Annotated in this window: 12 protein-coding genes and 1 pseudogene; 3 read left to right on the top strand and 10 right to left on the bottom strand. The window is 62.1% G+C overall.

Translation table 11 applies throughout. From position 1 onward, the window contains the following. Nucleotides 1–133: 133 nt before the first annotated feature. Complete coding sequence (locus KI237_RS24590) at nt 134–1,240, top strand: NADH:flavin oxidoreductase/NADH oxidase (RefSeq protein ID WP_212797431.1); 1,107 nt, start codon at nt 134–136, stop codon at nt 1,238–1,240. 184 nt (nt 1,241–1,424) lie between these two features. Here KI237_RS24590 and KI237_RS24585 read toward each other — a convergent pair whose 3' ends face one another. Further along, complete coding sequence (locus KI237_RS24585; protein ID WP_212797430.1) at nt 1,425–3,053, bottom strand: glucan biosynthesis protein D; 1,629 nt, start codon at nt 3,051–3,053, stop codon at nt 1,425–1,427. Nucleotides 3,054–3,440: 387 nt separating this feature from the next. Here KI237_RS24585 and KI237_RS24580 point away from each other — a divergent pair, with 387 nt between their 5' ends. Beyond that, complete coding sequence (locus KI237_RS24580; RefSeq protein WP_212797429.1) at nt 3,441–3,599, top strand: hypothetical protein; 159 nt, start codon at nt 3,441–3,443, stop codon at nt 3,597–3,599. A 45-nt stretch (nt 3,600–3,644) separates the two neighbouring features. On the opposite strand, the gene KI237_RS24575 is transcribed toward KI237_RS24580, so the two are convergent. From KI237_RS24575 to KI237_RS24535, 9 genes are all read right to left on the bottom strand, one after another. After that, nucleotides 3,645–3,896 (bottom strand): type II toxin-antitoxin system RelE/ParE family toxin, encoded by a 252-nt coding sequence (locus KI237_RS24575; RefSeq protein WP_212800690.1) that lies wholly within the window; start codon nt 3,894–3,896, stop codon nt 3,645–3,647. 10 nt (nt 3,897–3,906) lie between these two features. After that, nucleotides 3,907–4,170 (bottom strand): CopG family ribbon-helix-helix protein, encoded by a 264-nt coding sequence (locus tag KI237_RS24570; RefSeq protein ID WP_212797428.1) that lies wholly within the window; start codon nt 4,168–4,170, stop codon nt 3,907–3,909. 146 nt (nt 4,171–4,316) lie between these two features. Continuing rightward, nucleotides 4,317–5,741, bottom strand: a complete 1,425-nt coding sequence (locus KI237_RS24565; protein WP_212797427.1) for a gamma-aminobutyraldehyde dehydrogenase — start codon at nt 5,739–5,741, stop codon at nt 4,317–4,319. A gap of 165 nt (nt 5,742–5,906) precedes the next feature. Next, on the bottom strand, nt 5,907–6,725 hold the full coding sequence (locus KI237_RS24560) for an ABC transporter permease (protein WP_212797426.1): 819 nt from the start codon (nt 6,723–6,725) through the stop codon (nt 5,907–5,909). Further along, nucleotides 6,715–7,662, bottom strand: coding sequence for an ABC transporter permease (locus KI237_RS24555; RefSeq protein WP_212797425.1), 948 nt, complete (start codon nt 7,660–7,662; stop codon nt 6,715–6,717). Before KI237_RS24555 ends, KI237_RS24560 begins: the two co-directional genes overlap by 11 nt. A gap of 1 nt (nt 7,663) precedes the next feature. Further along, nucleotides 7,664–8,701, bottom strand: coding sequence for an ABC transporter ATP-binding protein (locus KI237_RS24550; protein ID WP_212797424.1), 1,038 nt, complete (start codon nt 8,699–8,701; stop codon nt 7,664–7,666). A 205-nt stretch (nt 8,702–8,906) separates the two neighbouring features. Beyond that, on the bottom strand, nt 8,907–10,058 hold the full coding sequence (gene ydcS / locus KI237_RS24545) for a putative ABC transporter substrate-binding protein YdcS (protein WP_212797423.1): 1,152 nt from the start codon (nt 10,056–10,058) through the stop codon (nt 8,907–8,909). A gap of 90 nt (nt 10,059–10,148) precedes the next feature. Continuing rightward, nucleotides 10,149–11,606 carry a gamma-aminobutyraldehyde dehydrogenase gene (locus KI237_RS24540; RefSeq protein ID WP_212797422.1) on the bottom strand — a complete coding sequence of 486 codons (1,458 nt, stop codon included), beginning with the start codon at nt 11,604–11,606 and terminating at the stop codon, nt 10,149–10,151. 197 nt (nt 11,607–11,803) lie between these two features. Continuing rightward, nucleotides 11,804–12,718 (bottom strand): LysR family transcriptional regulator, encoded by a 915-nt coding sequence (locus tag KI237_RS24535; protein WP_212797421.1) that lies wholly within the window; start codon nt 12,716–12,718, stop codon nt 11,804–11,806. A gap of 182 nt (nt 12,719–12,900) precedes the next feature. Between KI237_RS24535 and KI237_RS24530 the strand changes: the two are divergent. Continuing rightward, nucleotides 12,901–13,610: pseudogene (locus KI237_RS24530) on the top strand (tellurite resistance TerB family protein). Nucleotides 13,611–13,629: the final 19 nt, after the last annotated feature.

Below are 13,629 nucleotides of genomic sequence, written 5' to 3'. Positions count from 1 at the left end.
AAGCACTGCTTGATAGCCCTTGTGACGTCTTGTCGAATTTTTTTGCCCGCGGGCGCGGGTGTTGCACCCTTTGTCACTCGTCGACTTTTCAAACAGAACCCTGGAGCCTGCCCACTGATTCGAGAGGTGCCCCATGAGTCTGCTGCTGGAACCCTATACCCTTCGCCAATTGACCCTGCCCAATCGCATCGCGGTATCGCCGATGTGCCAGTATTCGAGCACCGATGGCCTGGCCAACGATTGGCACCTGGTGCACTTGGGCAGCCGCGCCGTGGGTGGCGCCGGCCTGGTCTTCACTGAAGCCACCGCTGTCACCGCCGACGGGCGCATCACTGCCCAGGACCTGGGGCTGTGGAATGATGAACAGATCGAACCTTTGCAACGCATCACCCGCTTCATTACCGCCCAAGGGGCCGTGCCGGGCATACAACTGGCCCATGCCGGACGCAAGGCCAGCACCTGGCGACCCTGGCTGGGCAAACATGGCAGCGTAAAACCAGCGGACGGCGGCTGGGTTCCAGTCGGCCCGTCGCCAATTGCCTTCGACCCGCAGCACGCCCAGCCGGTGCCGTTGGACGAAGGACAGATCGCCGGTGTGATCCAGGCCTTCGTGGATTCGGCCAAGCGCGCCCTCACGGCCGGCTTCAAAGTGGTCGAGGTTCACGCGGCCCATGGTTATCTGCTGCATCAATTCCTCTCGCCGTTGAGCAATCAGCGGCGTGATCAATACGGCGGCTCGTTCGAGAATCGCATCCGCCTGGTGCTGCAAGTCACCGAAGCGGTGCGGGCGGTATGGCCTGAAGAACTGCCGGTGTTCGTTCGCGTTTCCGCCACCGATTGGGTCGAGGACGGGTGGAACCCGGACGAAACCGTGGAGCTGGCGCGGCGATTCAGGGCACTGGGGGTGGATTTGATCGATGTGTCATCGGGTGGCACGGCCGCCAATGCGGAAATTCCCACCGGCCCGGGTTACCAGACACGCTTTGCCGAGCGGGTGCGCAAGGAGTCGGAAATCGCCACCGGCACCGTCGGCATGATCACCGAACCGGCCCAGGCCGAACACATCCTGCGCACCTGCCAGGCCGATATCATTTTCCTCGCCCGCGAGTTGTTGCGCGATCCGTACTGGGCCCTGCATGCCGATGATGACCTGGGCGGACGCAAGGCCACGTGGCCGGCGCAGTACCAGCGGGCTACGCATCGGGACCAGCCGATTCATGAGTCGGATTTGCGCGATTGAGTGAGCGGTAAAACAAAAAGCCCCGGTCGTCATTGGCCGGGGCTTTTGTTTGGAACGTCGGATTATTCGGTGGCTGTACAGGCCTCATCGCGAGCAAGCTCCCACAGTGGATTTGTATTGTTCCTACATATCCTGTGGGAGCGAGCTTGCTCGCGATAGGGCCAGCCCAGACGCCGAATCAATATCAGGGATACTTGCGCTTATCCGGCGCCGGCGGGAAGTACTGGTACAGCCAGGTCTCGCTCAAGACGCGGTCCTTGGTGCGAATGAACAGGCGCATCTGCACCGGCTCCACACTGTCGTCGGTCGGGTACCAGTCGAAGGTGATGCGGTAGCCTTTGATCGCGTCCAGCACCAACACGTTGAAGTCCTTCACTTCGCCGTGGGAGCAGGTCACCACCGGTTCGATGCCGGTGCCCGGCGGCAGTTGGTCGAGGCCGCCGCCGCTGAAGTCCACGGCGAAACGACGTGCCCAGACGGTCGGGTAATGCTCGCCTGGTGCCCAGCCTTCGATGAAGCCGCCCATGCCTGAGCGGGTGGCGTCCACATGGGCCAGGTGGGTGCTGACCGGCGGCAACGCGCTCCAGTAGAGCTTGTAGCCATAGTTCAGCGAGTCACCGGCGGCCACCGGTTTTTTCGGCGTCCAGAACGCGACAATGTTGTCCAGGGTTTCGCCGGTGGTAGGAATCTCCAGCAGGTCCACCGAGCCTTCGCCCCAGGCGGTCGTCGGTTCGACCCACAGGCTTGGGCGCTTGCTGTACCAGTCCACGGTGTCCTGGTAGCTGGCAAAGTCGTGGTCGGTCTGCACCAGGCCGAAACCTTTCGGGTCCTTGTCGGCGAAGGCGTTGAATTGCAGCGTGGCGGGGTTGTTCAACGGACGGCACACCCATTCGCCGTTGCCGCGCCACATGGCCAGCCGGTCGGAATCGTGGATTTGCGGGTGAATGGTGTCGCACATGCGCCGTTCGACGGTGCCGCAGCTGAACATGCTGGTCATGGGGGCGATACCCAACTGCTCGATGGCGGTACGGGCATGGATGTGCGCGTCGATCTCCATCACCACCCGGGTCGGTTGGCAATCGATGTCGAACCGATAGGCACCGGTGGCGCTGGGGGAGTCGAGCAGGGCGTAGACCACGAATCGGGTGCTGTTCTTTTCCGGGGTTTCGAACCAGAACTTGGTGAAGTCGGGGAACTCCTCCCGCTTCTTGGCGTAGGTGTCGATGGCCAGGCCGCGGGCCGACAGCCCGTACTGGCCGCTGGCATCCACGGCGCGGAAGTAGCTGGCCCCCAGGAACGAAAGGATGTCGTGCCGATCCAGCTCCGGCGCCTTGAAGACACGAAAGCCGGCGAAGCCCAGGTCACCCGTCAGTTGAGAGGTGTTGACCGTGGTTTTCTCATAGTTGAACAGTTCCGGGCGGAAGTGCACCTCGCGGGCCATACGCGTCTTCGGGTCGACGCTGTACATGCGCACCGGCTGCTTGAAACCCATGCCGACGTGGAAGAACTGTGCATCCAGTTGCCGCCCGTCGAGGTCATTCCACAGGGAGTGGTTGGCGTCGTACTGGATGGCGTTGAACTGCAGCGGCGACATTTGCGCCAGGGTCGGTGGCAAGACTTGCTTGGTGTCGACGTAGCGGCTCTCGGCCAACCGCCGGGCCTGATCTTTCAAACCGTTGAAATCGAAGGGACGGGCTTCGCCGTCGGCAGTCTGATCGGCGGCCCAGGCGCGTGCGGCCATGAGCCCGGAGGCCGATAGCCCGGTGTAGGCGGCGAAGGCCATGGAGGCCTTGAGCAGATTCCTGCGGTGCATAAATACAACCTTTCTCGAAACAATCCCGAGCCGATCCTGGCAACAGAGACTGATAAGGGAGTTCGGACATGCCTTTGGCCAAACGCGACGAACGTTAGAACAGATGCCTGAGAGCTGGATCGGTTCACCGAGGCGCAAAATCATAGGGGAAATGCAGGCTTTGAGAGAAAGGAAAGCGTGGCCTGGTCAAATTTTCTTACAGTTATTTCTTTTTTTATGTCGATTTCGACTTTTTTTGACTAATTACTCTAAAACTCTCTTTTCACGCTTTGAATCCTCCCTATTCTTTAGCGAGATAGGCGATCGAACCCGGATTCAGACGGCGCTATCAGGTCAATCTCGACGTAAAGAAGGACAACTCATGAAAAAATAAAGGGCATTGCCGAAATGCTGGGGATCTTTCCAGGGCTGACCAACCCGCGCAGGAAACGCCGGCTCAGCTTGGAAGAATTGAGACTGGTCGAGCGCTATAGAGAATTATCGGAAAATGACCGCATCGCCATGCGTTACCTGGTGGATGCGATGCGCAGTGTTTCGCGGTTTTGAAGGGTGAGGCAGGTGAGCGGCTGGGGCGGGGAGCACCGGCCGATGTCACTCCACTGACCAGTCCCGAGTGCGTTCGGTGCGCTGGTGCAGTATCCGCAGGACCTGCAATTGTCCGTGCATCAGCCGGTAAGGGGCAACGAACGGGTGATGTGTCAGCACCAGCTCTCGAATATCGGGAGCGACCGAAGGGCGTCCCGAGCCGGGAAAGCGTTGCAGTTGGCGCAGTGTCTCCAGGATGGCGCTGATGACCGCATCGGCGCCTTCTGCACCGATAGCGCCTTGGTAGTGTTCGTGGATCGAGTCGAGGTCACTCTATGTTTTGTCGGTCAGTACGATGCTCGGCACGTTTTGCCCACTTAGCCTTCACGGCGTCCAGATCGGTCAGGTTTCCAGCGTCGGCATCGGCTATGCCTTCGCTGATGGCTTGCAGATGCCAGGATTCGGCTTCCACATATCGGACCAGTGCACGCTTGAGGTGATACTGACGGTCGCGGTCGGTGGCGGCAGCCAGCAAGTCCAGCTGTTGGACCAGACCTTCTTCCACACGAAAGGACAAAACGGGCGAGGCCACGGCTGATCTCCAGGGTGTATACGTTGTAGACACCCTAGGTGCTGCCAGGATTTCCGTGAACCGGCGAGCGTGCACCGATCGACGAAAACCTTGGCAGCGCGCAGGCGGGGGAGGCGCGAGCATGTGTTGCCAACGTTGTCATGGTTTCAATGCTTGAACATCACATGCCGCACCACCGTGTAATCCTCCAGCCCGTACATGGACATGTCCTTGCCATAGCCGGAACGTTTCTGACCGCCATGGGGCATTTCGCTGACGAGCATGAAGTGGGTGTTGACCCAGGTGCAGCCGTATTGCAGGCGCGCCGAAAGGCGATGGGCCCGACCGATGTCGGCGGTCCACACCGATGAGGCCAGGCCGTAGTCCGAATCGTTGGCCCAGCCCAGCACTTGTGCTTCGTCGAGGAACGGCGTGACGGACACCACCGGCCCGAAGACTTCCCGGCGGACGATTTCGTCATCCTGCTGGGCGTCGGCCAGCACCGTCGGCTCGAAGAAGAACCCGTTGCCGTCCACGGCCTTGCCGCCGGTGATCAGGCGGATATGCGGCTGGGCGATGGCCCGTTCGACAAAACCGGCCACGCGGTCGCGGTGCTGGGCGGTGATCAGAGGGCCCATCTCGGTGTCTGGCGCGGTTTGCAAGCCGTACTTGATGCTGGCCACTGCGGCGCCGAGCTTCTCGACGAACTGGTCGTAGATGCCTTGCTGGGCATAGATGCGGCAGGCCGCGGTGCAGTCCTGGCCGGCGTTGTAGAAACCGAAGGTACGGATGCCTTCCACCGCCGCATCAATATCGGCGTCGTCGAAAATGATTACCGGGGCCTTGCCGCCCAGTTCCATGTGCATGCGCTTGACGCTGTCGGCGGTGCTGGAAATGATGTTCGAGCCGGTGGCGATGGAGCCGGTCAGCGACACCATGCGCACTTTCGGGTGGGTGACCAGCGGGTTGCCGACGGTTTGCCCACGACCGAAGATCACGTTGAGCACGCCGGCCGGGAAAATTTCCGACGCCAGTTCCGCCAGGCGCAGCGCCGTCAACGGGGTCTGCTCCGACGGCTTGAGCACCACGGTATTGCCGGCGGCCAGGGCCGGGGCGATTTTCCAGGCGACCATCATCAACGGGTAGTTCCACGGCGCGATGGAGGCGATGACGCCCACCGGGTCGCGACGGATCATCGAGGTGTGGCCCGGCAGGTATTCGCCGCCTGCCGAACCACTCATGCAGCGGCTGGCGCCGGCAAAGAAGCGGAACACGTCGGCAATCGCCGGAATCTCGTCGTTCAGCGCGGCGCTCAAGGGCTTGCCGCAGTTGTCCGACTCCAATGTCGCCAGCTCTTCGCCGTGGGCTTCGATGGCATCGGCCAGCTTGAGCAGCAACAGGGAACGGTCTTTGGGTGGCACTTGCGACCAGGACTCGAAGGCGGCGTCGGCGGCGCGCACGGCGGCATCGACCTGGGCTTCGCTGGCCTCGTTGATTTCCACCAGCACCCGCCCCAGCGCCGGGTTGAACACCGCTTGGCCAGGGCCTTCGCCATTGACCAGGTGGCCGTTGATCAGCAGTTTGGTTTGCATAGCATTGTCCTCATCGAAGCAGTTCTGTGTCTGCTGGAACCGATCCCTGTGGGAGCGAGCTTGCTCGCGATAGCGGTCATGCAGTCGACATCGGTGTTGAATGTTTGTCAGTCATCGCGAGCAAGCTCGCTCCCACAAAAAGCTCTTTTTACCGTGGGAAAGGGGTTACTTCCCGCCGCTACCGGCCACGCTCTCACCGCCTCGGGTCAGGTAATACGCACCCAAAATCGGCAACATCGTCACCAGCATCACCAGCATCGCCACCACGTTGGTCACTGGCACATCGCGAGGGCGGCTGAGTTGGTTGAGCAGCCACAGTGGCAAGGTGCGTTCGTGGCCGGCGGTGAAGGTGGTGACGATGATCTCGTCGAATGACAGCGCAAACGCCAGCATCCCGCCGGCCAGCAATGCCGACCCCAGGTTAGGCAAGATGATGTAGCGAAAGGTCTGCCAGCCATCGGCGCCCAGGTCCATCGAGGCCTCGATCAGGCTGTGGGAGGTGCGGCGCAGGCGGGCGATGACGTTGTTGTAGACGATCACCACGCAGAAGGTGGCATGACCGACGATGATGGTGAACATGCCCGGCTCGATGCCCAAGGTCTTGAAGGTGGCCAGCAGCGCAATGCCGGTGATGATGCCCGGCAAGGCAATCGGCAGGATCAGCATCAGTGAAATGCCCTGTTTGCCGAAGAAATCACGACGGTAGAGCGCCGCCGAGGCCAGGGTGCCGAGCACCATGGCGATCAGCGTGGCGATGGCCGCGACCTGCAACGACAGCTTGATCGCCTCCAGCACATCCGGACGCGAGAAGGCGACGCTGAACCACTTCAGGGTCAGGCCCTTGGGCGGAAAGCTGAACGCGGCATCCTCGGTATTGAAGGCGTAGAGGAAGATGATCAGGATCGGGAAATGCAGGAACACCAGCCCGCCCCACGCCGCGATCCGCAAGCCCCACGAGGCCCGGTCTTGAGAGTCAGAGTGCATCGAAGGCCCCCAGTCGCTTGACGATGGATAAATAGATGGCGATCAGCACGATGGGCACCAGGGTGAACGCCGCGGCCATGGGCATGTTGCCGATGGCGCCTTGCTGGGCGTAGACCATGCTGCCGACGAAGTAGCCTGGCGGGCCCACCAACTGGGGCACGATGAAATCCCCCAGGGTCAGCGAGAAGGTGAAGATCGAGCCGGCGGCAATGCCCGGGATCGACAGCGGCAGGATCACCTGCATGAATGTCTGGTGTGGCCTGGCGCCCAGGTCGGCCGAGGCTTGCAGCAGCGATGGCGGCAGACGCTCCAGGGACGCCTGGATCGGCAGGATCATGAACGGCAGCCAGATGTAGACGAATACCAGGAAACGGCCCAGGTGTGAGGTGGACAAGGTGCTGCCACCCACGCCCGGGATCCCCAGCACGAACTGCAACACCGGCCCCAGGCCCAGGTGCTGGACGAACCACTGCGCCACGCCACCCTTGGCCAGCAGCAGCGTCCAGGCATAGGCCTTGACGATATAGCTGGCCCACATCGGCAGCATCACCGCGATGTAGAAAAACGCCTTGGTCTTGCCACGGGTATAGCGCGCCATGTAGTAGGCAATCGGGAACGCGACGATGGCGCTGGCGATGGACACGACGATGGCCATGCTCAAGGTACGCAGGATGATGTCGAAGTTCGAAGGCTGGAACAGCGCCGTGAAATTCGCCAGGGTCAGGTCCGGCGTGACCGCCATGGTGAAGTCGTCGAAGGTATAGAAACCCTGCCACAGCAGGGTCAGCAGTGAGCCGAGGTAGATTGCGCCGAACCAGATCAGCGGTGGTACCAGTAACATCGACAGGTACAGGTTGGGGCGCCGGTACAGCAGGTTGGAAAAACGTCGCAACGGTGAACCAGGCGTGGGCGTTTGAGCGATAGCCAGGGTGTTCATCTCACACCTCGCCACTGACGGTATCGTGCAGCGCAACCATCGCCTCCCGCGCCCAGCGTACGCTCAGGTGCTGGCCGGTCTGGTGCTGGGCTGTGTTGTCGAGCCACTGGGTGTTGGCCTGGCTGAGGTTCAGGGTCTGGCCGTTGGCAAGTTTCAACTCGTAGCGCGTGGCGCTGCCCTGGTACTGGATGTCGTGCAGCAGGCCGTGGACTTCGATCTCGCCACCGCCCAACGGGCCCTCGGCGAAACGCACGTGTTCCGGGCGAATCGAGAACGGCTGTGGATAACCGCTCAGTTCCCGGGCCAGCTCGCCACGGATCACATTGGAGGTGCCGACGAATTCGGCAACGAAGGTGGTCGCCGGTTTCATGTACAGGTTGCGTGGGGTGTCGACCTGTTCGATGCGGCCCTTATTGAACACCGCGACGCGGTCGGACATCGACAGTGCTTCGGTCTGGTCGTGGGTGACGAAAATGAAGGTGATGCCCAGCTGGCGTTGCAGCTTCTTCAATTCGCCCTGCATCTGTTCACGCAGCTTCAAGTCGAGGGCGCCCAAGGGTTCATCGAGCAGCAACACCCGCGGGCGATTGACCAACGCGCGGGCCAAGGCCACGCGTTGGCGCTGGCCGCCGGAAAGCTGCACCGGTTTGCGCTCGCCGTAGCCGCCCAGGGCAACCATCTCCAGCGCTTCGTCGGCGCGCTTGATGCGTTCGGCCTTGGCGACGCCTTTGACTTTCAGGCCGTAGGCCACGTTGTCGCGCACGTTCATGTGGGGGAAGAGCGCGTAATCCTGGAACACCGTGTTGACGTCCCGCTGATAGGGAGCAAGCCCGGTGGCCTCTTCGCCGTGGATGCGGATCGAGCCGGCACTGGGTTGTTCGAACCCGGCGATCAGTCGCAGGCAGGTGGTCTTGCCCGAGCCGGAGGGGCCCAGCATGGAAAAGAACTCGCCGTCCTGGATGTCGATGGAGACCCGGTCAACGGCCTTCACATCGCCGAACTGACGGGATACCTGGGTGAATTGGACTGCAAGCGTCATGGTGCGGGGCTCCAAAAAAGCGCGACTGCTGTTGGATCGTTAGCGGATTGCCGGGCACAGCCCCGTCGGTGCAAAGCTGTGGAAGCAAAGCTGTGGGAGCAAAGCTTGCTCGCGATACAGGCGCCTCGGTTCCCCGAGGGACCGAATCATCTTCATCGCGGGCAAGCCTTGCTCCCACACGGTGAACAACATCGACTGACTGGCCTTAGCGCCCACCCATGATTGCAATGTAGTCCTGGGTCCAGCGGCTGTACGGCACGAACTTGCCGCCCTCGGCCTGTGGGGTTTTCCAGAAGGCGATCTTGTCGAACTGATCGAAACCGTTGGTCTTGCAGCCCTCGGCGCCCAGCAGTTCGCTGCCCTTGCACGCCGCCGGCACCGCCGGCAACGAGCCGAACCACGCGGCCACGTCACCCTGGACTTTCGGTTGCAGCGACCAGTCCATCCACTTGTACGCACAGTTGGGGTGCTTGGCCTCGGCGTGCATCATCGTGGTGTCGGCCCAGCCGGTGGCGCCTTCTTTGGGAATGGTCGAGGCGATCGGTTGTTTCTCGTTCATCAGGCCGTTGACCTGATACGGCCATGCGCCGGATGCCACCACGCCTTCGTTCTTGAAGTCGCTCATCTGCACGGTGGTGTCGTGCCAGTAGCGGTGGATCAACGGTTGCTGGGCCCGCAGCAATTCCAGCACGGCCTTGTACTGGGTCTCGTCGAGTTGGTACGGGTCCTTGATGCCCAGCTCAGGCTTGGCGGCCTTGAGGTACAGCGCCGCGTCGGCGATGTAGATCGGGCCATCGTAGGCTTGCACGCGCCCCTTGTTCGGCTTGCCGTCGGGCAAGTCCTGGGCATTGAACAGCACGCTCCAGCTGGTGGGCGCCTGCTTGAACACATCAGTGTTGTACATCAGCACGTTCGGGCCCCACTGGTACGGGGTGCCGTAGGTCTGCTGATTGACCACGTACCACGGCGCATCCTTGAGGCGCGGGTCGAGGCTTTTCCAGTTGGGGATCAGCGCGGTGTTGATCGGCTGTACGCGCTTGCCGGCAATCAGTCGCAGCGAGGCGTCACCCGAGGCGGTGACCAGGTCATAGCCACCCTTGGTCATCAGGCTGACCATTTCGTCGGACGTGGCGGCGGTTTTCACATTGACCTTGCAACCGGTTTCCTTCTCGAAACCGCTGACCCAATCGTAGGCCTTGTCGCTTTCGCCGCGTTCGATGTAACCCGGCCAAGCGACGATATCCAGTTGGCCCTCGCCGGCGCCAACGGCCTTGAGCGGTTCGGCGGCCTGGAGGCTGATGCTGGTCAGCAGCGCCGTGGTCATTGCACTGAGCAATACGGTCTTGTGCGCGTACATGGAAATCCCTCTTGCTTTAATTATGGTCGGGGCAGTGTTCGGACAGGGTGAAGCGCCAACGATGGCCTGTTATTAGAGTAGTGCTGTTATCTACAGATGCTGGCCGTGGCGGGCCATGATGTGGCGCACCACGCTGTAGTCCTGGAGCGAATCACTGGACAGGTCTTTGCCGTAGCCCGAGCGTTTCAGGCCGCCGTGGGGCATTTCGCTGACCAGCATGAAATGGCTGTTGATCCAGGTGCAGCCGTATTGCAGGCGCGCCGCCACTTGCATGGCCTTGTCCAGGTTCTGGGTCCATACCGAGGAAGCCAGGCCGTATTCGGAATCGTTGGCCCAGTCCACCGCCTGGCTGAGTTCGTCGAAGCGGGTCACGGTGACGACCGGACCGAACACCTCGCGCTGGACGATTTCATCGCTTTGCTTGCAGCCGGCCAGCAGCGTGGGCTGGTAGTAGAAACCGGCGCCGGAATGCACCGCCGCACCGGTGATGCGTTCGATGTGCGGCTGGCCGAGGGCGCGCTCGACAAAACTGGCGACCCGGTCGCGCTGGCGGGTGCTGATCAGTGGGCCGATCTCATTGTCGGCGTCGCGCTTGCCGGCAAAGCGCAGGCTGCTGACCGCTGCGCCGAGTTCGGCCACCAGGCGGTCGTGAATCCCGTCCTGGGCGTAGATCCGGCATGCCGCGGTGCAGTCCTGCCCAGCGTTGTAATAACCATAGGTGCGCACGCCTTCGACCACAGCCTGGATGTCGGCGTCGTTGCACACGATCACGGGTGCCTTGCCGCCCAGTTCCAGGTGCGTGCGCTTGAGGGTTTTCGCTGCTGCCTGGAGGATCTTCTGTCCGGTGACGATATCGCCGGTCAGCGAGACCATACGCACTTTCGGGTGGCTGACCAGATGGCTGCCCACACCTTCGCCGCCCCCGCAGAGGATGTTGATGACGCCTTGTGGCAGGATCTGCGCCAGCATTGGCGCCAGGGCCAGGATCGACAGCGGCGTGTGCTCCGACGGCTTGAACACCAGTGTATTGCCGGCGGCCAGGGCCGGGGCGATTTTCCAGGCGGCCATCATGATCGGGTAATTCCACGGTGCAATGGACGCCACCACGCCAATCGGGTCGCGGCGCACCATGCTGGTGTAGCCGGGCAGGTATTCGCCACTGAGCTGGCCGGTCTGGCAGCGCACGGCGCCGGCGAAGAAGCGGAAAACATCCACCGTCGCACTGAGGTCGTCCTGGCGCGCCAGGTGCAGCGGCTTGCCGCAGTTCAGGGATTCGAGGCGGGCCAGCTCATCGGCGTTGTTTTCGATGGTGTTGGCGATGTCCAGCAGCAGGTTCGAGCGTTGTTGCGGTGTGGTGCGCGACCAGCCGTCGAAGGCGCGATGGGCGGCGAGGATCGCGGCTTCGACCTGCTCGGCGCTGGCCTCGGCGATGTGGGCCACCACTTCGCCGGTGGCCGGGTTGAGGATCGGCTCGGCAATGCCTTCACCGGGAACGAGTTCCCCGTCGATCAGCAACGCGGTGCACAACGGGGTTTGCGTGCCAGCCATTTTTTATAGGTCTCAGTTGAAACAAAGAACCTGTGGGAGCGAGCTTGCTCGCGATAGCGGTGTATCAGTCGAATTAATGTTGCCTGTCACACCGCTATCGCGAGCAAGCTCGCTCCCACAATGGATTGTTGGGGCTCAACAAGACTAGTGCTCAGCCGCAGGGCCGACAAATTCGAAATACTCAAGGCTACGTTCGATTAAATAGATGGCTTGCGCCCGCCATGGGGCTGTTCCCGGGCGACGGCCAGGAACGGGTCGACCGACGCCGGCCGCGCCGTGCCCCGGCGCCAGGCCAGGCCGACGTCGAGGGTCTGGTTGAGGTCGGCAATCGGTCGCGCCTCGATGATGTCGCCTTCCAGTGACCAAGGGCGGTAGGTCATGTCCGGTTGAATCGACACCCCTAGGCCTGCTGCCACCAGGCTGCGCACCGCTTCGGTCGAGGCGGTGCGCAGGGTGACCTTCGGTTGCAGGCCCGCGCCGCGCCACAGGCGTTGGGCGTTGCGGTCCATTTCATCGACGTTCAGCTGGATCAGCGGCTCGCGGGCGACGTCGGCCAGGTTGATGCTGTCGTGTTCCAGCAGTGGGTGCTGCGCCGGCAGCCACAAACGGTGTGGTGAATGGGTCAGCACTTCGGTCTGCAAGGCGTGGCGGTCTTCCAGGTTGGACAGGATCAACACCCCGACGTCGATTTCGCCGCTGACCAGCAAATGCTCGATGTAGGGCCGTTCGTCCTCCATCACTCGGATTTCCACGTTGGGATAGGCGCGCTGGAAACGGGTCAGCAGGTCCGCCAGGTAATACCCGGCGACCAGGCTGGTAACGCCAACGGTGACGTGGCCGGCGACCTGGTCGGTACTCTGTTGCAGGCTGCGCTTGGCGTTGTCGACGGTGGCCAGGATCAGGTGGGCCTGGCGCAGGAATTGATGCCCCTGGTGGGTCAGGGTCATGCCCTTGGCGTGGCGATTGAACAGGCTGACGCCGATTTCCTGCTCCAGTTGCTGGATGGCCAGGGTCAGGGTGGATTGGGAAATGAACGCCGTTTGCGCAGCGGCAGAGATGGAGCCGGTTTCGGCCACGGCGATGAAATGACGAATCTGGCGCAGGGTCATCATGGTCGAATATCCGGTGGGCGGTTTTATCGATGTGCTGCAGTGTATATCGTTTTTTTAGAATGGAAGGCGAGCACTTTGTTGAAGGCGGCAGGCAACATCTGGAAGCAATCTCGCCCGAGGCGCCGGGGCACTTTCGATCTAGGCTGGTGGCCTTACGTTGGCCCGAAATGTGGAGACGACAAATGAACACTCGTGGATTGCTCGATCAGCTTCTCAAGTCCGGCCAGGAAATGTTGCAGAACAAGGCTGGCGGGTCACAAGGCAAGTCGTCCGGCGGTCTGGGCGGATTGCTCGGCGGCTCCGGCAACCTGGGCGGGATGCTTTCCGGCGCGGGCGGCGGGGCACTGGCCGCCGGGGCCATGGGCCTGTTGCTGGGCAACAAGAAAGCCCGCAACTTCGGCGGCAAGGCCCTGGCCTATGGTGGCCTGGCTGCCTTGGGCGTGATCGCCTACAAGGCCTACGGCAACTGGCAGGCCCAGCAAGGCACCGCGCCGAAAACCGAACCGCAGACCCTCGACCGTGTCCCCCTGCGCAGGTCGAGCAGCACAGCCAGGCGATCCTCAAGGCGCTGGTGGCGGCGGCCAAGGCCGACGGCCATGTGGACGAGCGCGAGCGGCAGTTGATCGAAGGCGAGTTCACCAAGCTCGACAACGACCAGGAACTGCAACACTGGCTACACGCCGAACTCAACAAGCCCCTGGACCCCACCGACGTCGCCCGCGCCGCCAGCACCCCGGAAATGGCCGCAGAAATGTATATCGCCAGCGTGATGCTGGTGGACGAGGAAAACTTCATGGAGAAATCCTACCTCGATGAACTGGCGCGCCAACTCAAGCTGGAGCCGGGTCTGAAGACTGAGCTGGAAAAGCAGGTTCGGCAGGCGACGGTATAGAACAGTCCTAACCCCATTC

This window comes from Pseudomonas sp. St316 (assembly GCF_018325905.1).
Taxonomy (GTDB): Bacteria; Pseudomonadota; Gammaproteobacteria; order Pseudomonadales; family Pseudomonadaceae; genus Aquipseudomonas.
The sequence above is the reverse complement of the archived record's forward strand: the minus strand, read 5'-3'. Positions and strand labels throughout refer to the sequence as shown.